23 protein-coding genes are annotated in these 24848 nt (G+C 62.0%); 18 read left to right on the top strand and 5 right to left on the bottom strand.

The features are described from left to right. Positions 1-36: 36 nt before the first annotated feature. Complete coding sequence (locus RIE53_08830; GenBank protein ID MEQ9104789.1) at positions 37-1989, top strand: hypothetical protein; 1953 nt, start codon at positions 37-39, stop codon at positions 1987-1989. On the opposite strand, the gene RIE53_08825 is transcribed toward RIE53_08830, so the two are convergent. After that, on the bottom strand, positions 1990-3261 hold the full coding sequence (locus tag RIE53_08825; protein ID MEQ9104788.1) for a T9SS type A sorting domain-containing protein: 1272 nt from the start codon (positions 3259-3261) through the stop codon (positions 1990-1992). It abuts the gene before it with no gap. A 35-nt stretch (positions 3262-3296) separates the two neighbouring features. Here RIE53_08825 and RIE53_08820 point away from each other — a divergent pair, with 35 nt between their 5' ends. Genes RIE53_08820 through RIE53_08810 form a run of 3 tightly spaced genes read left to right on the top strand, consistent with a single transcriptional unit; the run spans position 3297 to position 5653 of the window. Continuing rightward, the gene (locus tag RIE53_08820) at positions 3297-4187 is read left to right on the top strand and encodes a hypothetical protein (protein ID MEQ9104787.1); all 891 of its coding nucleotides are present in this window, start codon (positions 3297-3299) and stop codon (positions 4185-4187) included. A 13-nt stretch (positions 4188-4200) separates the two neighbouring features. Continuing rightward, positions 4201-4971: a creatininase family protein gene (locus tag RIE53_08815; protein ID MEQ9104786.1), complete on the top strand. Its 771-nt coding sequence runs from the start codon at positions 4201-4203 to the stop codon at positions 4969-4971. Between the two features lie 55 nt (positions 4972-5026). Further along, complete coding sequence (locus RIE53_08810) at positions 5027-5653, top strand: thioredoxin family protein (GenBank protein ID MEQ9104785.1); 627 nt, start codon at positions 5027-5029, stop codon at positions 5651-5653. Between the two features lie 20 nt (positions 5654-5673). Here the strand turns inward: RIE53_08810 and RIE53_08805 are convergent, their stop codons facing one another. Both RIE53_08805 and RIE53_08800 read right to left on the bottom strand, forming a co-directional pair. Beyond that, entirely contained in the window at positions 5674-6285 is a 612-nt protein-coding gene (locus RIE53_08805) for a gluconate 2-dehydrogenase subunit 3 family protein (protein ID MEQ9104784.1), read from the bottom strand. Then, a complete protein-coding gene (locus RIE53_08800) occupies positions 6282-7994 on the bottom strand; it encodes a GMC family oxidoreductase (protein ID MEQ9104783.1) in 1713 nt (570 codons plus the stop codon). Before RIE53_08800 ends, RIE53_08805 begins: the two co-directional genes overlap by 4 nt. A gap of 60 nt (positions 7995-8054) precedes the next feature. Between RIE53_08800 and RIE53_08795 the strand changes: the two genes are divergently transcribed. The 3 genes from RIE53_08795 to RIE53_08785 are packed head-to-tail and all read left to right on the top strand — an operon-like array spanning position 8055 to position 11424. After that, entirely contained in the window at positions 8055-8735 is a 681-nt protein-coding gene (locus RIE53_08795) for a hypothetical protein (protein ID MEQ9104782.1), read from the top strand. A gap of 37 nt (positions 8736-8772) precedes the next feature. After that, entirely contained in the window at positions 8773-9879 is a 1107-nt protein-coding gene (locus tag RIE53_08790) for an acyl-CoA desaturase (GenBank protein MEQ9104781.1), read from the top strand. A gap of 45 nt (positions 9880-9924) precedes the next feature. Then, entirely contained in the window at positions 9925-11424 is a 1500-nt protein-coding gene (locus RIE53_08785) for a Na/Pi cotransporter family protein (GenBank protein MEQ9104780.1), read from the top strand. On the opposite strand, the gene RIE53_08780 is transcribed toward RIE53_08785, so the two are convergent. Continuing rightward, entirely contained in the window at positions 11397-13580 is a 2184-nt protein-coding gene (locus RIE53_08780) for a right-handed parallel beta-helix repeat-containing protein (protein MEQ9104779.1), read from the bottom strand. The two genes, RIE53_08785 and RIE53_08780, sit on opposite strands and share 28 nt — an antisense overlap. A 103-nt stretch (positions 13581-13683) precedes the next feature. On the opposite strand from RIE53_08780, the gene RIE53_08775 reads away from it, so the two are divergent. The 11 genes from RIE53_08775 (at position 13684) to RIE53_08725 (ending at position 24266) form a co-directional block, all read left to right on the top strand. Then, complete coding sequence (locus tag RIE53_08775; protein ID MEQ9104778.1) at positions 13684-13944, top strand: DUF2164 domain-containing protein; 261 nt, start codon at positions 13684-13686, stop codon at positions 13942-13944. Next, positions 13941-14309 carry a hypothetical protein gene (locus tag RIE53_08770; protein MEQ9104777.1) on the top strand — a complete coding sequence of 123 codons (369 nt, stop codon included), beginning with the start codon at positions 13941-13943 and terminating at the stop codon, positions 14307-14309. The genes RIE53_08775 and RIE53_08770 overlap by 4 nt, the downstream gene beginning before the upstream one ends. Beyond that, on the top strand, positions 14302-14700 hold the full coding sequence (locus tag RIE53_08765) for a hypothetical protein (protein ID MEQ9104776.1): 399 nt from the start codon (positions 14302-14304) through the stop codon (positions 14698-14700). The genes RIE53_08770 and RIE53_08765 overlap by 8 nt, the downstream gene beginning before the upstream one ends. Beyond that, positions 14697-15725, top strand: coding sequence for a lyase (locus RIE53_08760; GenBank protein ID MEQ9104775.1), 1029 nt, complete (start codon positions 14697-14699; stop codon positions 15723-15725). The genes RIE53_08765 and RIE53_08760 overlap by 4 nt, the downstream gene beginning before the upstream one ends. A 72-nt stretch (positions 15726-15797) precedes the next feature. Then, positions 15798-17864 (top strand): cation:proton antiporter, encoded by a 2067-nt coding sequence (locus tag RIE53_08755; protein MEQ9104774.1) that lies wholly within the window; start codon positions 15798-15800, stop codon positions 17862-17864. After that, positions 17861-18475, top strand: a complete 615-nt coding sequence (locus RIE53_08750) for a carbonic anhydrase (protein ID MEQ9104773.1) — start codon at positions 17861-17863, stop codon at positions 18473-18475. Before RIE53_08755 ends, RIE53_08750 begins: the two co-directional genes overlap by 4 nt. Then, positions 18468-19814 carry a DUF5009 domain-containing protein gene (locus RIE53_08745; GenBank protein ID MEQ9104772.1) on the top strand — a complete coding sequence of 449 codons (1347 nt, stop codon included), beginning with the start codon at positions 18468-18470 and terminating at the stop codon, positions 19812-19814. Before RIE53_08750 ends, RIE53_08745 begins: the two co-directional genes overlap by 8 nt. Before the next feature lie 48 nt (positions 19815-19862). Beyond that, entirely contained in the window at positions 19863-21830 is a 1968-nt protein-coding gene (locus RIE53_08740) for a proline iminopeptidase-family hydrolase (protein ID MEQ9104771.1), read from the top strand. A gap of 2 nt (positions 21831-21832) precedes the next feature. Then, positions 21833-23497, top strand: coding sequence for a SulP family inorganic anion transporter (locus tag RIE53_08735; protein MEQ9104770.1), 1665 nt, complete (start codon positions 21833-21835; stop codon positions 23495-23497). After that, positions 23494-23985 carry a VOC family protein gene (locus RIE53_08730; GenBank protein MEQ9104769.1) on the top strand — a complete coding sequence of 164 codons (492 nt, stop codon included), beginning with the start codon at positions 23494-23496 and terminating at the stop codon, positions 23983-23985. The genes RIE53_08735 and RIE53_08730 overlap by 4 nt, the downstream gene beginning before the upstream one ends. Continuing rightward, positions 23982-24266 (top strand): hypothetical protein, encoded by a 285-nt coding sequence (locus RIE53_08725; protein MEQ9104768.1) that lies wholly within the window; start codon positions 23982-23984, stop codon positions 24264-24266. Before RIE53_08730 ends, RIE53_08725 begins: the two co-directional genes overlap by 4 nt. A 25-nt stretch (positions 24267-24291) precedes the next feature. Here RIE53_08725 and RIE53_08720 read toward each other — a convergent pair whose 3' ends face one another. Beyond that, positions 24292-24744 (bottom strand): DUF2231 domain-containing protein, encoded by a 453-nt coding sequence (locus tag RIE53_08720; protein ID MEQ9104767.1) that lies wholly within the window; start codon positions 24742-24744, stop codon positions 24292-24294. Positions 24745-24848: the final 104 nt, after the last annotated feature.

The raw sequence follows: 24848 nt of genomic DNA, 5'->3' as shown, positions 1-24848 counted from the left end.
CTTCCTCCAACAGACTCCCCACGGAACCAATCCACCATGAATAAACTGTTTTCCCTTTTTGCGGCCGTCGTCCTTGTGGCTGCCACTGGATGCTCGCCCGAACAGATGTCCGCCCCGACCGGGTCGACAAGCATGTCGTCCGGCATGTCCACCACACCTCCATCACCGGATCCACGCATCGGCCTCGGAGCGGGCCTTTTCGATGCAGAGGAGGCCTTCTGGAACCTGAACATGGTCTCCACGACCCCTCCCGCAGAGGCGTTCCTGGGTGTGACGAGTTCCGATCTCGCCTTCCAGGGCAACTACGTGTTCCAGGGCAACTACAACGGCGTCATGGTGTGGGACATCACGAACCCGGCGCGCCCGCAGTTGGTGGCCGAATATGTGTGCCCCGCTTCGCAGAGCGACGTGAGTGTGTACGGCAATCTGCTGTTCATTTCGGGTGAAGGCCTGAGTGGTCGCCTGGACTGTGGCGATGAAGGCATTGAAGAAGCGGTCAGCCACGATCGCCTGCGCGGCATCCGCATTTTTGACATCTCGGATGTCAAGAACCCGGCCTACGTCTCCAATGTCCAGACCTGCCGTGGATCGCACACGCATTCGGTCCTGAAGGACCCGAATGACGATGAGAACATCTATATCTACATTTCCGGCTCGGCTTCCGTACGCCCCGAAGAAGAGCTGCCCGGTTGTGTAGCCGCCGCTCCCTGGGAGGACCCGAATTCGGCCCTCTTCCGGATTGAGGTCATCAAGGTGCCGTTGGCGCATCCCGAGCAGGCCGCCATCGTGTCGTCCCCCCGGATTTTCGAGGACCTGACAGCTCCTCCGCAGCATGGCATGTCCCCGGCCGATATCCGGGAAATCCAGGAGGCCAAGGCCCGCGGTGAGTTTGTGGCTGAACTGTTCGGCCAGGAGCGGGTCATTCCCGCCCGCATGGTCCGCCCCATGCTCGAATCCTTTGTGAAAGAGCAGGGCCGCGATGAGGTCACGGCCGCGGACAGCGCAGCATTCCGCGAAGCCCTTCCCGGCATCCTGGCAGCACGCTTCGGTGCACGCAACCAGGACGAGGATTCCGATCGCCCCCGCCCGGGACCGACGCAGTGCCATGACATCACGCTATATCCGGAAATCGGCATGGCTGGTGGCGCCTGCGAAGGGTACGGACTGCTCCTGGACATCAAGGACCCGACCAACCCGTACCGCATGGACGCCGTGGCCGATTCCAATTTCTCGTACTGGCACTCGGCAACGTTCAACAACGATGGCACCAAGGTGCTCTTCACGGACGAGTGGGGTGGCGGTGGCCAGCCCAAGTGCCGTGAGGACGATCCGAAAGAGTGGGGCGCCAATGCCATTTTCACGCTCGAAAACGGCAAGATGAAGTTCCAGACCTATTACAAGCTGCCCGCACCGCAGACGTCGGTGGAGAACTGTGTTGCCCACAACGGCTCCATGATTCCGATTCCGGGCCGGGATATCATGGTCCAGGCCTGGTACCAGGGCGGCATCTCCGTCTTCGACTGGACGGACCCCATGAATCCCTACGAAATCGCCTTCCACGACCGGGGCCCGGTCGATGCGAACGCAATGGGCAACGGCGGTTCATGGTCGGTCTACTGGTACAATGGCCTCATTGTGAGTTCGGAGATTGCCCGTGGATTGGACATCTTTGAACTGACGCCGAGCGGCTTCCTCTCGGAAAACGAAATAGCCGCAGCCAAGACGGTGGTGTTTGACTATCTGAACCCACAAGGACAGCCGCAGATGACGTGGCCCAACACGTTCCACCTGGCCCGCGCCTACGTGGACCAGATGGAGCGTTCCGGCGAACTGTCCCGCGCCGAGGTGGCATCCACGCGTGAGGCCCTGAACCGTGCAGAGCAGTCTTCGGGCAATGCGCGCCGGACAGCGCTGAGCTCACTGGCCGCTGATTTTGCCGGTGGCAGCGCGAAAGCCCAGGCATTGGCCGGCGTGCTGCGCGCGCTGTAATCAGTTGAGAACGATCCGACGGACGGCCGCTCCTGACGGCGTGGTCACTCGGACCAGATAGACGCCCGCGGGCAGCCCTCCGGGCTCCCAGTGGAATGTGTGGGGGCCGGGCTCAAGGAGCCCGGCCCCCATTTCATTCTGGGTGCGGCCAAGCACGTCGTGGATGGAAATTCTGGCAGGGCCGGCGGACTCCATCCGGAATTGGATACGGACCGGACCGACAGCACCGGCAGGGACGGGGTTCGGCCACACGGACATCCCGGGCATGCTCCACGTCGCGCGACCATCGACGCCGGTGGACAAGGCCTCCAGATCCATCCCGTAATGGACGCGGAAGAACGCCACGAGCGCATCCGCGGCAGCCAATCCGAAGGCCCGGCGTTCCGCCTCCGTGGATCGCACGCCGTTCCGGTTGGCTTCGATCTGCACCGCATCGACCACACCACCATTCCGGGACCCATACTGCTGCGTGATATACCCGCCGGAGAAATACGCCTCGCCAGCCAATGGCGTCAATGTGGAGGGGCTGGGTACGGCCGGATAGCCCCCCGCCTCGAACAGGGCACCCAGCGACTGCGGACCCCGGATGATTTCGGCGAAGGACATCCCCGCGGGATGCGTGGCTACCAGGTGATTCATGGAATTCCGCGTTCCGCGCAGGGCATTCAGATCCGTGTTGGTCGCGCGCAGATCCCCGGCGCTGGCCAGATAACCCAACTCGAGGCGCGGAATGGCATGGCCATGCCCATGGATGTCCAGCACCAGTCCGGTACCGAAATGAACAGCAATGGAATCCCGCCACGCCGCCATGGTGCCGTGATAGACGTGCCAGACGGCCTCGGCATGTGGATCGCCGTCTGCGGCTTCCCCGATTTCCCGGTTCGGATCGAGTTTGGTGCGTCGAAGCAGGCTGGCCACCACCCATGGGCGTCGACCGGTACGCTCTTCCAGGGCCCTGGCAATTTCATCCGTCAACTCCGTCGTGAACGCATCGGTGACCGTCACGCAATTGGCGCAGGTCCGGTCGGCCATCCAGGCAGGCTCCTCCCCTCCGCCATGAGGGGCACTCAACAGGATGGGCAGGCCTCCGACCTCCAACCGGACAAAGGTGGTCGGATCGGCCACCTGGCGGGCCAGGAGACTGACCGGGTGCAGTCCGGACAGCAGCAACATGCAGCCGACAATGCGACCGCGCGACAACCATCCCGAAAAAGGCCACGCTGCACGACCTGATCTGTATGCTCCGGATGCCGTTCTTTCGTTTCTTGCCATGGAATCATCCAAGCCGGTACGCCCGGTATGCGGTTATGTCCGAGAATGAAAATACGTTCACGAAGGAGGAAGTCGCGGCCCTGCTGGAGCGTACCGCCGAACTTCAATTGCAGCAAAGCCGACAACACGACGGACGACCAGGACTCACCCTGAGCGAGTTGGAGCAGATTGCAGAGGAGGCCGGACTCGATCCGCAGTTGCTCCGGACGGCTGCCCGGGAAATGGCGACTATCGGCTCCGCGACCGGTGTGCGGGGACTGGCCTCTGTCAAGGTAGGCGAATCCACGAATTCAACGCACAATTATATCGACCGGGTGGTCCCGGGTGCATGCACCGACGACGCGCTCGAAAACATGGTGGCCCATCTCAGGCATCGCTTCGATACGGACCTGGGGTCCGCGATGGGAAGCACCTATGGCGCCAGTTCCGTCGATCGCATTGGCCGGAACATCGAGTGGAAACACACCAGCCTGTCGGGTATCGAAACCCGCGTACTCGTCCGGGTGCGTGAGGAGGCCATGCATGTCCGATTCAGCCAGCGGGTGGGCCTGGCAAGTCCCATTGTGGAGTCCATGCTCTATGGAGGCATCCTCTCGTTCTTTGCCGCCCTCGTCAGCGCCGCGGCGCTGGATTCGGGCGGACTGGGCGTGCTTTCCTTCTTGGCGGCGCTGGCCTTGTTTGCTCCGCTGGTCTTCTTGCTGGACACCCGCTGGCGCGCCTCCAAGCACCGACAGCTGGCTGAACTGGCCGATGAGGTTTCGGTGTTGTTGAGCGATAGCGCTCCACTCGTTCAGCTGCCGTCCGCCCAAGCGGAACGCATGGCCCACCCAGCACACGAAGGCGGGCCAGCCGTTCGATTGGACCCGCTCATCGATGATCAGACCGATGGCTCCGGATCTACCGTTTCCCGTTCCCGAACCCACTGAGCCTTGCCCCACCATGCCTGGACGCCCCTACATCCTGAAAGAAGCCGTGTTGCCGCAAGCCGGGGCCCATTCCTGGCAGGTGGCGGTCCTGCCCTGGGGAGCCACCGAGGCCCATAATCTCCATTTGCCGTACGGAACCGACACGTTCCAGGCCGAACATGTGGCGGCGGAGTCCGCACGGAAAGCCTGGGAGGCCGGAACCCACGTCACCGTACTGCCTGCCGTGCCCTTTGGCGTGAATGCGCAACAGATGGCTTTCCCGCTCACGGTGAACATGAATCCGTCCACCCAGGCGCTGGTCCTGGAGGACATCGTGGAAAGCCTTGCCGCGCACGGAGTCCCCAACCTGGTCATCCTCAACGGTCATGGCGGGAATGACTTCCGCCAGATGGTCCGTGAGTTGCAGGCCCGCACGGAGGTGTTCCTGACCGTCGTGAACTGGTGGACGGTGGGCGACGCAAACTCGACGTTCGACGAGCCGGGGGATCATGCCGGTGAACTGGAAACGAGCGTCATGCAGCACATCCATCCGGATCTGGTCCGCCCATTGAGCGAAGCCGGCCCGGGCAACGGACGTTCCTTCCGGGTCCGGGCCCTGAGGGAAGGATGGGCATGGGCACCACGGGACTGGGGACAGGTCACCGACGACTCGGGCGTCGGAAATCCCGCCCGTGCCACCGCCGACAGGGGCGCGGCTTACCTGGCGCAGGTCTCGGACCGCCTTTCGGGATTCTTCGAAGAACTTGCGGCCCTCGACCCCGACGATTTGTACACTTCGGATTGAACGTGCTCTCCCAGTCCCTGCCCTTACAGACCCTGCTCCCTGACACGGATTCCCCATGCTGTACATGATCGCCCTTTTGGCCACCTTGGCAAGCGGTGTGGGGCCCTCCACAGGCCCCTGTCCCGGCCCCGACCCGGACTACAAAGCCCTGTACGAGAGCGGCACCCCGGTCGAGATCTTCATGGGGCAGGCCAAGGCACGGCGCGCCCTGTGGGAACGCAACCAGAACTACGGTGAAATCCCCGATGCCCTGCTTGAAAGCGCCCGTGCCCATGTCCGGACCGTTCAGGGACCCACGTATCTGCTGGCCGTGGCCGTGGATGCCTGCAGCGACTCGGTCAACACCATTCCCTACCTGGCCCGTCTCGCGGCGGCCGTGGATGGACTGGAGCTCCGGATCATCCCGCCCGACGCCGGACGGGAAATCATGGAAGCCCATCGCACACCGGACGGCCGTGCAGCCACCCCTACCGTGGTGGTCCTGGACGCCGACTTCAACGAGATCGGGGTGTTCATTGAACGCCCGGCGCCGCTGCAGGAATGGGCCCTGACTGCCGGGGCCGATCTGGACTCGGGCACCTTCGTGAAAGAAAAGGGCGCATGGTACGACGAGGATGCCGGACGAACGACCATCGAGGAAGTCCTGGCCATCATGGAACGCAAAGGCGCGACGCAGAAATAGCGCCGCGCCGTTCCCCGGGTTCAGGTCGTGTCGACGTGCCCAAGCCCGAGATGGGCCATGGCTTCCGGTGGGCAGCCGTCCCAGGAGGCCTGCGGACGATTGCCGGTGTATCCCAGATCCTCCACGCCCATGCGGCTGGACCAGAAGCCCGACGCTGTCAGATCGCGAAGCATCGTAAAGAACCGCACCCCGGGCTCCATCCCCGGCTCCACATTTTCCGGCCAGGCAATGGCGTTCAGCATGTCCACTTGATCATCCGGTGACGCATCCACAAAAACGCCCCCGTAGCGACGGGTGCACTGGTAATCCAACCAGGACAGACCTCCCCGGAAAGGCGTTTCCACGTCGTCCGTATCCTCCAGAATGAAGTCGATGAAGGCCGGAACGCCCGCATCGGTCGCACTGCCGGAGCGATCATCCGCCGGAATGATGTAGTCCACCAACACTTCAACTGTACGGTATTCGTGGGCCGTCAACACGGTGGGCACCCGGTCGGCCAGGGGCAGTTGCCGGGAAGCCTCCGCCACGCGCTCCGCCGCGCGGTCCACATCGGACGGCATGCACCCCGGAATGGTGGTGGCGAGGCCCGCCAGGGCCATCAGTTTCATGGATTCCCGCCGGGTCAGCGTCATGACAGGTTCCCCCGTTTCATTTCGTCAATCAGGTACTCGCTCGTCCGCATGGACAGGGCCAGGATGCTCCAGGTCGGATTCTTGTGGGCCTGCGATACGAACGGACCCGCATCGGCCACGAACAGGTTCTTGACGTCATGCGCCTGGCAGTTCGCATTCAGCACGGACGTGCGCGCATCGTTCCCCATCCTCGTTGTCCCGACTTCATGGATGATCTGGCCCGGCCGTGTGATGCCCCAGTTGTCTTCGGCCGTCGGCATGTCCCACACGGGCTCGCCTCCGGACGCGTGGATGATTTCGTGGGCCGTTTCATGGAAATGCTTCATCTGCAGCAATTCCTCGTCGCTCCACGACACATCGAATTTCAGGACAGGAATCCCGTATTGGTCGACCACGTCCGGGTCAATGCTGCACCGGTTCTCATACCGGGCAATCATTTCGCCCCGACCGGACATACCGATGAACGATCCCCAGGTGCGGCGATAATCGTCCTTCAGCTGGGCACCGAATCCGCCACCTCCGCGTGACCGGTCGCCCCCCTGCAATTTCCCGTTTATCCGGTGAATGCCCCCGCCGAATCCATACCCCGGCATGCCGCGTCCGCCCCAGACCTCAATGTGGTAACCCCGGGAAAACGGCAGGCTGCGGTCCTTTTCACGCCACCAGGGAATGTAGATGTGCATGCCACCCACCCCGTCCTCGTTGTGCGCCTGCTGATCCACCCGTTGCGGAAAGAATCCCATGGCGTCGCCGCCGGTGGAATCGGTCAGATACCGGCCCACGACGTCGCTGGAATTCGCAAGACCATTCGGAAAGCGATGCGACACGGAGTTCAGCAGCAGGCGGGCCGACTCGCACGCACTGGCCGCCAGGACGACGACCTTCGCCCGCACCTGGTATTCCTTGCGGGTTACCGTGTCGACGTACGATACGCCGCTCGCCAGGCCCTTGTCGTTTGTCAGCACCTCTCGCGCCATGGCGTTGGTAACGAGCGTCAGATTGCCGGTTTCGAGGGCCGGCGGCAACAGGACGGACTGTGACGAGAAATTCGACCGGGTGGAACAGCCCCGGTTGCACTGTCCGCAATAGTGGCAGGCAGGACGACCGCCGAGCGGCTGCGTCAAAATGGACAGCCGGGACGCAATGACCGGTACCCCGGCCCGCTCGGCCCCCTGTTTGATGAGCTGTTCGTAGCAGCGGGGCTTGGGGGGCGGAAGGAATATCCCGTCCGGCTCGTTGTAGACACCATCGGCATTCCCGAATATTCCGATCATCCGATCCACGCGATCGTAGTACGGTTTCAGGTCGTCATAGGTAATGGGCCAATCATCCCCCTTGCCATCAATCGACTTGCGCCGGAAATCATCAGGGCCGAACCGGAGCGAAATCCGGCCCCAGTGGTGCGTCCGACCGCCAAGCATCCGGGCCCGCCACCAGTCCCAGGTCGTTCCTTCGGTGGTGGTATAGGGCTCGCCGGGAATCTGCCACCCGCCAATGCACGCATCGAATTCCCCGAACGGCCGGTCTTTGGTGGATTTGCCACGACGGGGCGATTCGTAGTTCCACGTCAGCATGGCGCCGTCGCGCACCGCATCCCAGTCCTGACCGGCCTCCAGCAGAACCACTTTCGCACCGGCCTCCGTGAGGGTTTTGGCCGCCATTCCGCCGCCGGCACCGGAGCCGACTATACAGACATCGAATTCTTCCATGTTCACCCGACTGTTTCACGTTCGGTTCATGACGCCCAATGTAGCACGCGACACCCATGCATGCCGGACCGCTATATTCAGGGCATGAACGAGATCATCCATCGACGCGTCAGCTTCACACTCCAGGGCATCCTTCTGGCCGGGATGGGCCTGGCCTTGTGGCAGGGGGAATGGCTCATGGCATTCACGACCTTCGGGATCGTGCTGCTGACCCTCCTCCCCATCGTGGTGGAACGACACTTCAACGTGTACATTCCCGCCGAAATCGAGCTCCTGGCGCTGGTCTTCGTATTTGCGACGCTCTTCCTCGGGGAGGTCCGGGACTATTACTACCGGTTCTGGTGGTGGGACACCGTGCTGCACGCCGGTTCCGGCGTACTGCTGGGAATCGTGGGATTCCTGCTGGTCTATATCCTGAATGAGACAGAACGGGTCAATGTGACCCTCAAGCCGGGATTCGTCGCGTTCTTTGCCTTCCTGTTTGCGGTCGGCATGGGTACGATGTGGGAGATCTTCGAATTTGCCATGGATCAGCTGTTCGGAATGAGCATGCAGAAGCAGATGCTGAGCGACCCGTCCGGACTGAGCGATACCATGTGGGACTTGATCGTCGATGCGCTGGGTGGGTTGGCCATAGCCGTATTCGGATATTATTACATCCGCAACGACCGGCGGGAGTCCTTCCTGGAGCGCTGGATTCACGACTTCATTACGCGTAACCCACGGTTTTTCAAGCGTTGAGCACGTACATTGCGTGGTCCCACACGCATTGAAATCCATGTCCAACCGACGCGTCAAATTCAACAACAAGCAGGTTGCCGACTTCGTCCCTGAAGTACGTGCCCGTGTGAATGCCTGGTTCGACGAAACCGGGAAAAGCAAGCACGCCGATTGGCGGATGGTCCTGAAGACGATCATCATCCTCGGGGGGTCCGTCCTGACCTACGCGCTCCTGCTTTCCGGATGGTTCACCCCCTTGCAGATGCTTTTCCTTTGCATCCTCCTGGGTATCGGAATTGCCGGGATCGGATTTTCCGTCGCCCACGATGCGTTGCACGGGGCCTACTCGTCCAACGATACCGTGAACCGTCTTCTGGGGTATACTTTCGACTTGCTGGGTGCCAATGGATACATGTGGAAGATCACCCACAACGTCATCCACCATACGTATACGAACATCCAGGGCATTGACGAGGACCTGACGGTTTCTCCCATCCTGCGTCTGTCCCCGGAAGCCCCGCTGAAGTGGTATCATCGGTTCCAGACCTGGTATTGTTTTCCCGCCTACAGCATGGCGACGCTCAACTGGCTCTTTGTCAAGGATTTCCAGCAGTTCACCAAGAAGAACATCGGACCGTATACCGACAAGAAGCATCCGGCCAAGGAATGGGCCACCCTTCTCATTGGCAAGGTTGTGGCCATCACCATCGTAGTTGCGCCCCTCTTTGTCCTGGACATCACGTGGTGGCAGTACCTCATCGGACTCCTGGCCACCCACTTGACGGCCGGGGTCATCCTGGGAGTCATTTTCCAGTTGGCCCACGTCGTCGAAGGTCCTGAATTCCCGGAGCCGGACGAACATGGCAACATGGAATACAACTGGCTCATCCACGAAATGCACACCACGGCCAATTTCGCGGCCGACAACCGGTTGTTGTCCTGGTACATCGGGGGGTTGAATTACCAGATCGAGCATCATCTTTTCCCCCAGATCTGTTCCATCCACTATCCGGTCATCGGCCGGATCGTGCGGGAGACGGCCCATGAATATGGCGTACCGTACCACTACAATCCGACCTTGACGGCGGCCATCCGCTCCCATCAGCGCATGCTCCGCAAGTTCGGTCGGGAAACCCATCCTGACCAGACCGAAGCCTGGGCCTGATAAGGGCCTGTCAACGCTACGCCAGAAACCGCTGTCATATCGCATTTGTTGGGCGGAGTCGGGCTATTCCTGATCGGAATGAAGCTCCTGTCCGACGGCCTCAAGGCGGCGGCAGGCAGCGCCTTGCATACAGTCCTGGAGCGATGGACCACATCGCGTATTTCAGCCTTCTTCTCGGGCCTCGGCATTACGGCACTCATCCAGTCTTCGAGCGCTACCACGGTCGCTACCATCGGATTCGTGAGTGCGGGGCTCCTGACGCTGAACGGCTCTCTCGGGGTCATCGTGGGCGCAAACGTCGGCACGACGAGCACCGGATGGTTGGTCTCCCTCCTCGGGTTCAAGGTCAGTGTGGGTGCCCTGGCGCTCCCGCTGATCGGCATGGGAGCGCTGGGTAATTTCCTCCTTCACGGTCGACGCGCCCATTTGGGGATGGCGTTGGCCGGTTTCGGCATCATATTCATCGGTATTGACGTCCTCCAGACCGCCATGTCCGGTGTTGCCACGCGTGTGGATCTTTCTGATTTCGGCGCCGGCACCGTCGGAGAACAGTTGGTCCTGGTTCTGGTCGGCATGGGCCTGACGGCCATCGTCCAGTCCTCCTCCGTGGCCATCGCCCTCACATTGACGGCGCTGGCAAGCGGAGCGATCGGGCTTCATCATGCCGTATTCCTGGTCATCGGGCAGAATCTGGGTACGACCATCACCGCCGCGCTTGCGGCCGTCGGCGCATCGGTTCCGGCACGACGTGCCGCAACAGGGCATATCATATTCAATTTGGTCACGGGCACGCTCGCTTTCGTGCTGGCCGCCCCCCTCGTTGATTTCACCGGATGGCTGACGGGCGGGACACAGGACATGGCCATCCGGATTGCCGCATTCCACACCACGTTCAATGTGTTGGGTGCGATCGTGGCGCTTCCCCTGTTGTCCGCGCTGGTCTGGCTGGTGGTCCACCTCGTACCGGACCGGACGCCATCCATCGCCCGGAATCTGGACAAATCCCTGCTGCTCACACCGGCGGTTGCCATTGAAGCGGCCCACCGTGCCCTTCACAACGGCCTCCGGCAGGCGCTTCACGAACCCGACCGGGACGCCCTGTTCGCGCTTCGGGCCGATGTCCGGACCGTTCTTGAATTCATTGCGTCGCTGGGCCACAACGTGGACGACCCCGAATTGACCAAGCATAGACTGGACCTGGTACATGCAGGGGACCACTTGCAGCGACTCACCCGGGCTCGACTGGACGTGCCGTTTCCGGACGCTGACATCCCCCCGTTCATACGGGAGTTCCAGTCGGCCCATGCGCTCCTGGACACGGATGGAACGGTTTCACCGGCCGCTCTTGACGAATTGCGCATCCGCTCCCAAGGGCAAGCCGAACAGCGCCGGACGAGTCGGGAGAAAACCCTGGAGCAGACTGCCTTGGGTGAAGTGTCACCGGACGCCGCGCAGGACAGACTGCTCATGGAAGCCTGGCGCGATCGGGTGGCCTACCATGCCTGGCGATGCGCGCATCATCTATCCCGGCCCGACACACGTTGAAGGGACACGACAAGCGTCGAGTAGCCCGTGATTTCAAAGTGTTCAATGCGGATTTCGTGCGTTCCCCCCAGATCCAGTCCGATCTGTTCGAGCCGGGGTGCATGATACGTCCAGTCGTCGTGCACGAGTTGCCCGTCGACCCACACCCGGACGCCGTCGTCACTCGTCAAATCCATGACGTAGTGTCCGTCCGGCACGGACAACCGGCCCGTTGCCACTGTGGCAAAGTGGTCCTGCCCTATACCCTCCGCAGGAGCGCGGTACCACTGGTATCCCAGGTCCTGGACCGTGGCCGTTACGGATGGCGAACCGGCTATCAACTCCCGGAAAGCGTCGGGCTGCTCACGTGGATCCGTGGATTCGTCATAATTGAACCAGGCCACATCCCATGTGATGGGTACAAAAAAGTAGCGGTAGCCGAACCGGTATGGCGCGCCGGCGGGTGTCACGTTTCCGAATCTGTCTACCACCTCAGCACCGCGGAACGCCAGTTGGATATCCAGATCCACGACGTCACGGTCCGCCAGCCATACCGTGGCGCGTCCGGGGACGCTCCCTCCATGGAACGCAATGGAATCCACGCCCGAGGCCGACACCAGGCTCACCCGACCGGGAGGCCCGACGAGCTCGAATTCCTGGACCCGATCTTTCCGGGGTGAACGGGGCCACAGAACAGGGGACCGGAAATCAACGGGTCCCCATTCATCCACCAGGATGTATTCCCGCGTCCACGGATGTGCCTCAGGCCAGGAAACGTCCATGGCTCCCGGAATCGTGGCCGGAGGAGCCACACGGGGCGGGCCACCTGCCTCCCTTTCCACCTCCCCACCGGCGTCCTGGTCCACATCCCAGTTCCCGCTTGCACCCGTCATCTCCAGTTCCGCGAATTCCCTCAGGTGATTGTCTGCCAGGCGGACCCCGGTCGTTTGCCGCACCTGGAAAGGTTTGGTGACGCCGTCGAAGGTGTTCTCCACCACGGTATAATCGCGACTCCGGACGTCGCGGTGTTCCGCATACCCCCAGTCGGCCGGTTGCGTCGGGCGTTCCCAGGCGTACAAACCCAGTTCGCCCCCTGCGAAGGTATTGCCCTCAATGTGGATATCCTGGCCGTGTTCGATGGCGATGTGCTCATCGTTGTCCACGAAAATATTGTCGATGATGGCCGTATCGTAGGAGTAGCCACCCCAGATGCCGTGCCAGCACCCCTCCATCCGGTTCCGCTCGATGTGATTCCTGCTGAAGGTCACCTCGATGCCATTCGTGGGGGCGAAGGAGAAATCATTCCCGTAAATGATGTTGTCGTTGCACCCGCCCTGGCCCGTATCCATGGTGGTCTGTCCGGCCCACAGGAACAGTCCATCTCCGGAGTGGGTGGCTGAATTGTAAGCGAAGATATTCTCATTGGACTGCTCGTACAGAAGGATGGCGGCCGAATCCTGCCCGCGGTTGTAGACGCCGTGGCTGTATCCCCGCACACTCCAGTCGAATTGGTTGTGCTGTACACGATTGCGACTGCTCCGGTACATCCCGATTCCGAGCGACGAGTTGAACGTGAACGTATTGTTGTAGAACAACCCGTCATTGACCTCTGTGAGCATCAGCGCATTCTGCCCGCCGGTCACGGTCACATGATCCACCTGTGCACCGTCCGCGCGCCGCAGATAAAGGGCGGCTCCATACCGCATCCACTCATCGTTCTCGTTGTTGTGGTAGCTCATCCAATCATCCAGATGCTCCCGTTCGATGGTGCTTTTCAGACGCTGCCGCCAGTTGTAGCTGAAGTCACTCTCCGTAATCCGGATACCGGGGGTGTCCATGGCCCAGAGGCCGACCTTGTAGCCCCTTACCACCGCATTCCGGATGATGATGTCCGCCCCCCCCTCCACGCGGATTCCCGTGCCGAAGAAGGCATCCGGAAGCGTTCCTTGCGGGGCGCCGTCCAGGACGGCGCCCCCGAAATCCACCTCGATTCCGTCTCCGCGGATGATGATGGCACCGGTACTGTCCGCGGGGATGACATAGTGGCCTGGCGTGATCGTGACCGAGCGTTCAATGATCATTCCCGGGGTCAGCGGCACCGTATCGATCGACTGGGCGTGTGCCAGCAGGGCGGGCGCCATGACGAAGAAAAGGCAGGACAGGACCAGGCGTATCATGATTCCGGGGGACGGGGCCAGCAGGACGGACCCCGCCGGCAGGATGGAATGAATGGATCCGATAATGTATCATGGATTTGCCCAAACCGCAGAATTTCTTCCCATGTCCCTGGAATTGACCGACGAGGCCCGCGAAGAGGCCAATGCGTCCCTCCGGCAGTACTTGCTGGACGAGTTCGACATTGAAGCCGGATCATTGGCAGCCGACAATCTGCTGGACCATATCGTCACGGACATTGGTCCCAGCATCTACAATGCCGGTGTGCGCGCCGTTCAGGAGCACCTGCATGCACGGATTGCCGAAGTGGACCTTGAACTCAATGAAAGCGAATTCCCGCTTTCAAGACGCCACAGGACGCCATGAGCCCACTGCCATTCACGTTGCCGGATATCGACATGGGCTTCACCGAAGTGAAAGGCGTGGCCTATCTGGATGATGAATTCCTGACCCTGGAGGTCGAGGCGGCCCTGTTCGGTGAGATATCCAAGGAGGACCGCATCGTCAAGATCGAGCCGACGGCGCTCCGAAGCATCCACTTTGAAACCGGGCTGCTCAAGGACAAAATCCATATCATCCCGAAAACCCGGGAATTGCTGGACACCGTGCCCGGGAAGCACCTCGGCGAGTTGTGCCTCAAGGTCTGGCGCAAACACCGGATGACCTCACGGGAATTCGTTTTCGAGGTCAACCATCGCATTACGGTAGGAAAGAGTGCCAGACATGAGTGAACGACGCGACATTGCCCTGGAATTGCTGCAAGGCGTACACACGACGCTGCTGTACAAGGACAAGCAGCAATTGGCCGCCGGGGATCTGCACGGTTTTGCCCACAGCATGCAGCGTCGGGCCCGCATCCAGGTCTGGCTTGGCATTGGACTGGCCATCACGTTTTCTTTCAATGGCATCCTGAACTTGATTGATTACGGTGCTGGCGGCAGGACTTCCGACCTGGTCATGGGGATCATTGCCATCGGTGCAGCTCTCCTGTTCCTGGCGGTGTGGAATCGCGAGGGGGAACGAGTGCGCGTCCTGACGACCCAGGCGTTGGCTTTGCTCGACGCGGAGCCCGCATCCGACACAGATACCGATCCACGGAACCCTTCCCCCTACATGCCATGAACAGCACCACCCGAGTCCTTTCAACGATTTTCACGGTTGCCCTGCTCACAGCGTGCGGATCGGGCACGGATACCCCTGCCATGGAGGAAACCCCGGCCGAAGCCACGTCCCTGACCATCCAGGAATGGCCGGTCGAATGGCAGGACTCCCGCCCCCGGGATCCCTACGTGGCGCCAGACGGCCGCGTGTGGTTCTGTGGCCAACGCAGTGGATACCTCGCGGTATTCGACCCGGCGACCGGCGAAATGACCAAATACGACCTGGGCGAAGGGGCCGGACCGCACAATCTGATTGTGGATGATGCAGGCATGGTCTGGTACGCCGGAAACCGGCGCGCCCACATTGGCATGCTGAACCCGGAAACCGGCGAAATCACACAGTACGCCATGCCCCGTGAGGATGCCCGCGACCCCCACACGCTCATCTGGGCGCCCGACGGAAACATCTGGTTCACGCTCCAAGGATCGAACATGGTCGGTCATCTGGATCGCACAACGGGTGAGGTGCAGCTCCTGGATGTGCCCACCGAAGGTGCCCGCCCCTATGGTATCTGGCTGGATTCCAACCATGAGCCCTGGGTTGCCCTGTTCGGGACCAACAAACTGGCGCATGTGGAGCCGGCAACATTGACACTGACGGAAATCGAACTGCCGCACGAAGATACCCGCCCTCGGCGCCTGGTCGTCACGTCGGACGACCGTGTCTGGGTAGGCGACTATACGCGCGGTTACTTGGGCGCGTACAATCCGGCAGACGGATCGTACGCCGAGTGGGCCTTGCCGAGCGGTGCGTCGTCGCGGCCGTACGCCATGCAGGTGGACGAGGAGGATCGCGTATGGGTAGTGGAAACCGGTGTGGACCCGAATCTTTTCGTGGCCTTCGACACCGCCACGGAGACCTTTCTGAGCCCTGGACCCGTCCCCAGCGGTGGCGGCACCGTGCGCCACATGTACTATGACGCAGCAGAAGGGGCCATCTGGTTCGGCACGGACACCAATTACCTGGGCAAGGCGACGTTACCATAGCCGGTAATCCCCGACATCGTGGTGCGACGGTCGTTTCGTATGTTGCCCTGGTAACCACAGACCGCAGTTCATGTGATTCCTGCCGCCACTCCATCCCTGCTCGCTTCAGTGTTCACGCCTCACTTTGCCGTAACCCTTCCGTTCCTGAATGAGTTGGTGGCCCTGTTCGTGGTGGCCGTCCTCATTGCGTACGTTTCGTACCGGTTCAGGCTGGTCCCCATCGTGGGCTTCCTGATTGCCGGAGTGATCATTGGACCAAGCGCGCTCGGGCTCGTGCAGAACCAGGAACTGGTGGATATCCTGGCCGAGATCGGAGTCATCCTGCTGCTGTTTACCATCGGCATGGAATTCAGCCTGGCCAAGTTGTCGAAAATCAGTCGTTCGATATTCCTGGGCGGCGGGATGCAGGTCGGTGCCACCATTGTGTTGGTCGTCGGGGTCATGCTGGCCTTCGGACTGGACATCAAGGCAGGCATCTATACCGGATGCCTGGTTGCGCTGAGTTCCACGGCCATTGTACTCGGATTGCTGTCCGAACGGGGGGAAACCGACTCCCCCACGGGCCGACTGTCCCTGGCCATCCTGATTTTCCAGGATCTGGCCATCATCTTGATGGTGCTCATCATCCCGATCCTGGCCGGCGAAGGGAGCTCGGCTGTCGAAATCGGACTCATCCTGGGCAAGGCCGTCCTGCTCATCGTGGGCATCCTCGTCCTGGCCCGCAAGGTGGTCCCATGGCTGCTCGGCATTGTAGCCCGCACGGGGCGACAGGAGCTGTTCCTGCTGACCGTGGTCGCCATCTGTTTCGGTACGGCCGCAGCGTCGAGCATGGCCGGTGTCAGCCTGGCACTCGGCGCCTTCCTGGCCGGTCTGGTCGTCAGTGAGAGCGAGTACAGCGACCACGCCATCAGCGAGATCCTGCCACTCCGGACCATATTCAACGCCGTCTTCTTCGTGTCGGTGGGCATGCTGTTGGATGTCTCCTTCCTCGCTGAACACGCCCTTCTGGTCCTGGCGGCCGCAGCCGCCGTCATCGTGGTCAAGATCCTGCTTACGATGGGAAGTGTGGTCATCCTGGGGTATCCGCTCAGGATTGCCGCAGCCACCGGACTGGCCCTCGCCCAGATCGGCGAGTTTTCGTTCGTTCTGGAACGGGCGGGTCGCCTGGAGGGACTTTCCCCGGCGGGAATGGGCGAGCCGGGGGCCCAGACCTTCATTGCCGCCACAGTCCTGCTCATGCTGCTCACCCCTTTCCAGATGCAGTTTTCGCATCGGTTCGGCGCCTTCGTGGCACGACTCCCCATTCCCGGCCGACGGGACGACAACGACTCCTTGCCGGACGCGTCCGCGCAGGTCGACCACCTCGAGGATCATGTGGTGGTCGTCGGTTACGGAGCGGCAGGACGCCGTCTGGTCCAGGTCCTGCAGGACCGGCAAATCCCGTTCGTGGTCGTTGAGATGAATCCGGAGTCGGTCTCGGAACTCCGCAAGCAGGGCATCCGCGTGGTCTTCGGCGACGCATCGCGAAGCCACATCCTGGAAGCAGCCCACATTTCTGAAGCGAAGCTGTGCGTACTCATCATCAACGATGCCACGATCACGCCCATGATCATCCGGGTGGCACGCTACATGAATCCGACCCTCCAGATCATTGCCCGAACACGGTACCTGGAAACCATGGATGGCCTCCAGAAGGCGGGTGCGGATATCGTGGTGCCCGAGGAGATGGAAACCACGGTGCGGATTTTCTCCCACGTGCTCGGCGCCTACATGATTCCGCGGGAAGAAGTGGAACGTCAAATCGGCATCATCCGGTCCCAGGATTACGGCATCATGCGGGGCAGTATCCAGGAAGCCCATCTCATGGTGCTGCAGGGCCTGGACGAGGACGGCATGCATACCCGCGCCGTCGCGGTCCGGGAGGGCACACCGGCAGATGGAAGGACACTGGAAGAACTGGCATTGCGTCGCGAGCACGCCCTGACCGTACTCGCCGTCCGGCGCGACGGTCATACCATTTCAAGCCCGGCCGGTGATTTCCGTGTCCGGGCCGGGGACCGGTTGGTGATGGTCGGAACCGCCGACCGCTTCGCCCATTGCGCCGGGCTTTTCCGGAAAGAAACCCCACCAGAAGTATGATAAAAGCCCGGGAAGCACTCCAACTCCTGCGGGAAGGCAACGAGCGGTTCGTCAACGACCAATTGTCCCGCTGCATCCTGACCGACGACACCAAACGCATTGAACTCGTGGCCGGACAGGAACCGTTCGCCATCATCCTGGGGTGTTCCGATTCCCGCGTTCCGGCTGAAATCGTGTTCGACCAGTGTTTGGGAGATCTGTTCGTCATCCGTGTGGCCGGCAACATCGTGGGCCCCTCGGTGACGGGAAGTGTCGAGTTCGCCGCAGAAGCCCTGGGAACGCGCCTGGTCGTGGTCCTTGGCCACTCGAAATGCGGCCTCGTATCGGCCTCCCTGGACGACATGCAGCATCCGGGCGTCGTACGCTCCCCGAGCGTGCGCTCCATCGAGGAACGGGTCTGGCCGACCATCCGGACCCTCAAGGATGCCAACCCGGACCTGGACCGCGATCATCTGCTGGAGATGGCGGTCCGGGCCAATGTGCATGCATCGGTCCGCCAGTTGCGACAGGATTCTCCCATCCTGGACGGTCTGATTGCGAATGACGGATTGGTGATCGTGGGGGCTGAATACGCGTTGGACACAGGCGTGGTGACCTTCTTCCATGAATGACCGCCTGGACTCCCTCGATGCGCTCCGGGGATTGACCATCGCCTCCATGCTTCTGGTCAACAATCCCGGGTCATGGAGCCACATCTACGGGCCCCTTGCGCACGCGGCGTGGAATGGCTGGACCTTCACCGACCTTGTCTTCCCGTTCTTTCTGTTCATGGTGGGCATCGCCATGATGTATTCCTTCCCGAAGCGGATGGCCCAGGGGCAATCGAGGCGGTCACTGTTCGGGCACGTCCTGCGCCGCGCGCTGGCGCTCATGATCCTGGGCTGGTGGGGGGCATCGTGGTCCCCGGTGGTGTTCAGTGACAGCTCGGCGGTGGGCGGGGTACTTCGCGTCGGATATGTCGTGGCCGTTCTCAGTGCCGTCGTTCTGCTGGCAGGCACGTCCCATATGCGCCGTTGGGGGGTGATGCTGGGCGTGGGTATCCTCCTGTTCGCCGTGGCCGCCTCCCTGCTTCCGCCCACCGATGCGCTGCTGGCACGGCTGTCCGGACTGCGTATTCCCGGTGTCCTGGTTCGTATTGGCTGGTGTTATGCCCTGGCGAGCGCCATCTGGTTCCTGACACCAACCCCGCGGGCCATTGCCTGGTGGATTGCCGGACTCCTGGGCGCTTATGCCGTCTGGATGATGCTCATTCCGGTCCCCGGGTACGGCATGCCCGATCTTTCCCGGGGATTTCCGACCGCGTCGACCCCACCGGGCGAACTGTTCTCCAATTGGGCCTTCTACATCGACTACCACGTGTTCGGCGAACATACCTGGAGTTATCGTCAATTGTATGATGATGCAGGTCGACTGGTGTGGTCGTTCGACCCCGAGGGACTCATAAGCACCGTGCCGGCCACGTGCAGTGTGCTGTTCGGGGTGCTCACCGGCTGGTGGATGCGCCGCGACGACATGACGTCTGCCGAGCGCCTGAATGGGCTGTTCGTGGCGGGCTGCCTGCTGCTGTTGGCGGGCCTGGTGTTCAGCATCTGGATGCCCATCAACAAGCGGTTGTGGACCAGTTCGTATACCGTTTTCACTGCCGGAATGGCGCTCTTGTCGCTGGGTATGTTGTACTGGGCCATCGATATGCGCGGCTGGCGACGGTGGGCGTATCCGTGGGTCGCCTACGGGCGGAATGCGATTTTCGCATTCGTGGCATCGGGCATGATGGCCGTCACCCTGGGCCAACTCAGGACCCCTGACGGCACATGGTTCACGACCGCGGCCTGGCACGCCCTTCCTGGCTCGCCGACGTTCGCTTCCATGCTGTTCGGCCTGCTGTTCGTAGCCTTCTGGGCCGTTGTGGCCTGGCAACTTGACCGGGTCAGGATTTATCTCAAGATTTGATGCGACTGCGTTCCATCTGTCCGTCGTTCTTCACCTTCCTTCACGACCATGAAACGATTTGCCCTGCTTGCCACGTGCCTCCTGCTTGTCGTCCAGACGGGCTGTCAACCGGCCGATCAGGAGACGCCCCGATCCGTAACCGGCTTCGTCGAAACGGGGAAGGGACGCATCTTTTATGAGATGTACCACCCCGCGGCTCCAGGTGTACCGTTGCTGCTCATCCATGGCGGGCCGGGCTCGACGAGCTGCTATTTCGGTCTGATCGATGAAGAAATCACCGATCGGCCCATCATCCGTTACGACCAGCTGGGGACCGGGCGTTCGGACCGGCCGGCGGGACGGGATTGGTGGAACCTGCCGTGGTTCGTTTCGGAAGTCGATATGCTGCGGGACGCCCTCGCCCTGGATACGTTGCACATCCTGGGCTCCTCCTGGGGCGGCACGGTGGCCGCGGAGTACGCCCTCACCGCCGAGCCCACGGGGGTGGAATCCCTCATCCTTGCCGGTCCGCTGCTGAGTACCCCCCGTTGGCTGGAGGATGCGAACTACCTCGTCGGTCTGTTGCCGGAAAATCTCCAGACGGTCATCCGGACGCATGAGGCGGCCGGGACGTTCGACGATCCAGCCTACGTGGCCGCCACCGATTCGTTCTACGCCCGCTTCCTGTACCATCAGCAGCCCCGGCGGGAGGTCCCGGAGTGCAACGGTGTGGACGGAAATTCCGATATGTACCAGGCCATGTGGGGCCCGAGTGAGTTCACGGCCACCGGCACACTCCTGGAGTACGACCGGACCGATCGACTGCACGAAATAGACCTTCCGGTCCTGTTGCTGGCGGGCGAATGGGACGAGGCACGCCCCGAAACCATGCATGAATTCGCGGCGCTCATTCCGGACGCCACGGTTGAAATCCTGCCTGATGCCGGGCACGTCTCGATGGTGGACCAACCGGAAGCCTTCGCCGCGGCCATCCAGGCCTACATGCGGAGGGTTGAAGGGCAGCCAACCATGAGTGCGTCTCTCGCCGATCCGGCACTCGTGGAACCGGACAATATGGCCACGCCAACGTCCGGGTATTCCCCCTACCGCCCTGTCGCCACGTACTCCATCGTAGCCCGCGACCCGGAGACCGGCCAGATGGGCGTGGCGGTCCAATCACATTGGTTCTCTGTCGGTCCCATTGTTCCCTTCGCCGAAGCCGGAGTAGGCGCCGTGGCCACCCAGTCGTTCGTGGACCCCCGGTACGGGCCGCTCGGGCTGGAACTCATGCGTACCGGACGCTCTGCTCCGGAAGCCCTCGCGGCCCTGGTCTCGACCGATACCGGCGAGGCGGTCCGTCAGGTCGGCATGGTCGACGCGCTGGGCCGGTCAGCAGCCCATACCGGCCGGCTGGCCATCCGCGCGGCAGGTCACCACGTGGGTGATCAGTACACGGTCCAGGCCAACATGATGGAAAATGACACGGTCTGGCCCGCCATGGCCCACGCATACGAAGCAACCGAGGGTGACCTGGCCGAACGATTGCTGGCGGCCCTGGAGGCTGCCGAGGCCGAGGGCGGTGACATCCGCGGAAAGCAATCCGCGGCCATGGTCATCGTTTCTGCCGAAAACACGGGTCGCCCGTGGGTAGACCGGGTGTTCGATCTGCGGGTCGAGGATCACCCGGAGCCGGTCGCAGAACTCCGGCGGCTCGTCACCCTGCAACGCGCCTACAATGCCATGCGGGCCGGGGATGATTTCCTGACCGTGGGCGAGATGGAAGCAGCGCTGGAACAGTACAACCTGGCCATGTCGTATCTGCCGGACGCAGCCACGAACGGCGAGGCCCCCTTCTGGGTCGGCGCAACTCTCGCCAGCGTGGACCGACTGGACGAGGCCATTCCGTATCTGCGACGGGCGTATCTCCAGGATGAACGCTGGGCGGAACTCATACGCCGTTTGCCGGAGGCGGAGCTGCTGCCCGACGATGAACAACTGGTACAAACCCTGATTGATGGCATGATGGGCCGATTCTGACCGTGTCCTCACTCACGCCGAAATTCTTTACGGTCCTCCATGAAGGGTACACCCGGGACATGTTTTCCCGGGACCTCGTGGCAGGAATCGTGGTGGGCGTCGTGGCCCTTCCCCTCGCCATCGCCTTCGGAATTGCCTCGGGTGTGAAGCCCGAACAGGGACTCTACACGGCCATCATTGCCGGTTTCCTGATTTCCTTGTTCAGCGGAAGCCGGTTCCAGATCGGTGGCCCGACCGGGGCCTTCATTGTCCTCGTCTACGCCGTCGTGCAGGAATTCGGGTACGACGGGTTGGCGGTCGCCACCATCATGGCAGGGATCCTGCTCGTTGCCCTGGGGCTGTCCCGCATGGGGACGCTCATCCGATACGTGCCCTATCCGGTCACGGTGGGCTTCACGTCAGGCATTGCGGTCGTCATTGCATCCAGTCAGATCAAGGATGCATTCGGTCTGCCCATGGGTGATATCCCGGCCGCTTTCATCGCAAAGTTCGTTGCTTACGCCGAGGTTGCCACGGCATTCAACCCCTGGAGTGTAGTATTGACTGCGGTGACCGTCCTCACGCTGCTGATGTGGCCGAAGATCGTGCGCCGGATTCCGGCGTCGCTGATAGCCCTGGTAGGGGCCACGGCTGCAACGCATCTTTTCCATTTGCCCGTGGCGACCATCGGCTCCCAACTCGGCGGTGTGCCCTCCGCGCTCCCATCACTGCATCTTCCGCAAGTGGACTGGGCCGTCATGCCTGGGCTGGTCTCGGCCAGTGTATCCATCGCATTGTTGGCCGGGATTGAGAGCCTGTTGTCGGCCGTCGTTGCCGACGGAATGACCGGACGCCGGCATCGATCGAACGCCGAGTTGGTCGGCCAGGGCATTGCCAACATCGTGACGCCCTTTTTTGGAGGCCTTCCGGCAACCGGTGCCATCGCGCGGACGGCGACCAACGTGAAGAGCGGAGCCGCCAGTCCGGTCGCGGGCCTCGTGCATGCGCTCGTGCTGCTCGTCTTCCTGGTGGCAGCGGGCGATCTGGCCAGCCTCATACCCATGCCCGTCCTCGCAGGTATCCTGCTCGTTGTGGCATGGAATATGGCGGAAACCCACCTCTTCAAGCGGATCCTGGGCAGCACACGCGGGGACGCGCTCGTCCTTCTGGTGACGTTCGGGCTGACCGTTTTCGTCGACCTTACCGTCGCCATCCAGGTGGGCGTGGTGCTGGCGGCCTTCCTCTTCATGAAACGCATGTCGGAAGTCGCCCAGATCCGTTCCCTGGGGGATGATGAGACAGACCTGCCCCCGGCCGAGGCCGAATTGCTCCGGTCCCTGCCTTCCGGCGTCGAGGTGTATGAGGTCAACGGCCCGTTCTTCTTCGGTGCGGCGCACAAGTTTGCCACGGCCCTGTCCGCCATACAGCGTCGACCCGCCGTACTCATCATCCGGATGCGCCACGTATTGGCGCTCGACGCAACGGGCCTTCGCGTACTGGAAGAGTTCCTGTCCGATTCCGCAAAGCATGGAACGTCGGTGGTCCTGTCGGGCATCCATGCCCAACCGCTCGTCCTGCTGGAACGCTCCGGATTCATGGACCGGATTGGACCGGAAAACGTACACAGTGCGTTCGAACAGGCCGTCGACCGCGCGAAATCCCTGCTGCCTGAATTTACTGCCCCATGAAAAACCGGCCCATCCATCCTGACACCCGGATTGGTCATGTGCACCTGAAGGTTGCCGATCTTGACCGCGCCCTGGCGTTCTACGTCGGTGTGCTTGGCTTCGAGGTTTCCCAGCGGATGGGCAACCAGGCTGCCTTCCTGGGCGCTGGCGGGTATCACCACCACATCGGACTCAATACCTGGGAAAGCCTCGGGGGGCATCCTCCTCCGCGTGGATCGACCGGACTCTTCCATACCGCCATCCTGTACCCGGACCGGGCCGCCCTGGCCGCCGCCGTGCACCGTGTCCTCGAGGCCGGGATCATCATTGATGGCGCCGCGGATCACGGAGTCAGCGAGGCCATCTACCTGCGCGATCCGGACGAGAACGGGGTGGAACTGTACCGCGATCGACCGGAATCCGAATGGCCCCGGGAGGCTGACGGCACGCTGCGCATGTACACCCGCCCGCTCGACCTGGATGCGCTCCTGAAAGAGGCAACTTCGTGAAATCCCTGAACAGAAGTGACCCGAACGCAACCGTCCCCTACACACCCATCGATTGTGGTTTCCATGATCGGTTGGAGGACTATGCCGTCCGACGGGTTCCTGTGGACGTAGTTCTTGAAAAGGTCGCCGTCAGCGGGCTGATCACAGACGTGTTTGCCCGCGACGGGGCCGATTGGATGGTCCTTCAGACCGCAACCGGGACTGAAACCATCCGTCTGGACCGGATCCGGTCCGTGAACGGTATCCCCCTCCCTCCGGACCCGACATGTCGAATCCGGTAAACAATCTTCCAGGCAGGACAAGGGGCTACTCGACGTAGGCCGACGCCGCTCCGTGATCATAGACGAGTTCGCCACCCGAGCCGCCGACCCGGACGGCCAGGACGAGGGCGACGAGACATACGGCCAGGGCGGTCCATCGAAACATGGATCCCCATTTCCCCTTCAGCAGTCCGCCGAGTGCGACCACGGCCAGGACGACCGCAGACCACAGGAAGAGTTCGGCGCGCTCCTCATGTTCGTGGATGGCGTCCCGGGAGACCACCTGCTCGACACGGTCTTCCTCGTCTTCGCCGGTTTCAAGAGCCATATACGCCGAGCCACCCATCATGAGGGCGACGACCACCACGGGCAGCCATGGGGCCACGATGGATCCGGTTTTCCGGATCAGGACCAACGCCACAAGGACCAACACGGGAGCCAGGACAGCCATCGCGATCGGCATGTGGACCACTGCGGGGTGAAGCGGGTCGGGCAGCATGTGTTTTTCCGTTTGGTTTACCGAACGGAAGCATACACATGCTGCCCGACCCGCAACAGGGGGGGAATTGGCCCATGCCATGCGGGGAGATCGCCTACGGGCCG

The organism is Rhodothermales bacterium, assembly GCA_040221055.1.
Lineage (GTDB): Bacteria > Bacteroidota > Rhodothermia > Rhodothermales > UBA10348 > 1-14-0-65-60-17.
Note: the sequence above shows the minus strand (reverse complement) of the source record. Positions and strands in the feature narration are given on the sequence as shown.

Excerpts from the sequence above, each read along its gene's own strand:
- RIE53_08760 (MEQ9104775.1), top strand. The coding sequence starts at position 14,697 with ATGAACAGCACCACCCGAGTCCTTTCAACGATTTTCACGGTTGCCCTG.
- RIE53_08775 (MEQ9104778.1), top strand. The coding sequence starts at position 13,684 with ATGTCCCTGGAATTGACCGACGAGGCCCGCGAAGAGGCCAATGCGTCC.
- RIE53_08730 (MEQ9104769.1), top strand. The coding sequence starts at position 23,494 with ATGAAAAACCGGCCCATCCATCCTGACACCCGGATTGGTCATGTGCAC.
- RIE53_08790 (MEQ9104781.1), top strand. The coding sequence starts at position 8,773 with ATGTCCAACCGACGCGTCAAATTCAACAACAAGCAGGTTGCCGACTTC.
- RIE53_08820 (MEQ9104787.1), top strand. The coding sequence starts at position 3,297 with ATGTCCGAGAATGAAAATACGTTCACGAAGGAGGAAGTCGCGGCCCTG.
- RIE53_08825 (MEQ9104788.1), bottom strand. The coding sequence starts at position 3,261 with ATGGCAAGAAACGAAAGAACGGCATCCGGAGCATACAGATCAGGTCGT.
- RIE53_08830 (MEQ9104789.1), top strand. The coding sequence starts at position 37 with ATGAATAAACTGTTTTCCCTTTTTGCGGCCGTCGTCCTTGTGGCTGCC.
- RIE53_08810 (MEQ9104785.1), top strand. The coding sequence starts at position 5,027 with ATGCTGTACATGATCGCCCTTTTGGCCACCTTGGCAAGCGGTGTGGGG.
- RIE53_08745 (MEQ9104772.1), top strand. The coding sequence starts at position 18,468 with ATGAATGACCGCCTGGACTCCCTCGATGCGCTCCGGGGATTGACCATC.
- RIE53_08800 (MEQ9104783.1), bottom strand. The coding sequence starts at position 7,994 with ATGGAAGAATTCGATGTCTGTATAGTCGGCTCCGGTGCCGGCGGCGGA.
- RIE53_08805 (MEQ9104784.1), bottom strand. The coding sequence starts at position 6,285 with ATGACGCTGACCCGGCGGGAATCCATGAAACTGATGGCCCTGGCGGGC.
- RIE53_08765 (MEQ9104776.1), top strand. The coding sequence starts at position 14,302 with ATGAGTGAACGACGCGACATTGCCCTGGAATTGCTGCAAGGCGTACAC.
- RIE53_08795 (MEQ9104782.1), top strand. The coding sequence starts at position 8,055 with ATGCCGGACCGCTATATTCAGGGCATGAACGAGATCATCCATCGACGC.
- RIE53_08780 (MEQ9104779.1), bottom strand. The coding sequence starts at position 13,580 with ATGATACGCCTGGTCCTGTCCTGCCTTTTCTTCGTCATGGCGCCCGCC.
- RIE53_08770 (MEQ9104777.1), top strand. The coding sequence starts at position 13,941 with ATGAGCCCACTGCCATTCACGTTGCCGGATATCGACATGGGCTTCACC.
- RIE53_08720 (MEQ9104767.1), bottom strand. The coding sequence starts at position 24,744 with ATGCTGCCCGACCCGCTTCACCCCGCAGTGGTCCACATGCCGATCGCG.
- RIE53_08740 (MEQ9104771.1), top strand. The coding sequence starts at position 19,863 with ATGAAACGATTTGCCCTGCTTGCCACGTGCCTCCTGCTTGTCGTCCAG.
- RIE53_08750 (MEQ9104773.1), top strand. The coding sequence starts at position 17,861 with ATGATAAAAGCCCGGGAAGCACTCCAACTCCTGCGGGAAGGCAACGAG.
- RIE53_08815 (MEQ9104786.1), top strand. The coding sequence starts at position 4,201 with ATGCCTGGACGCCCCTACATCCTGAAAGAAGCCGTGTTGCCGCAAGCC.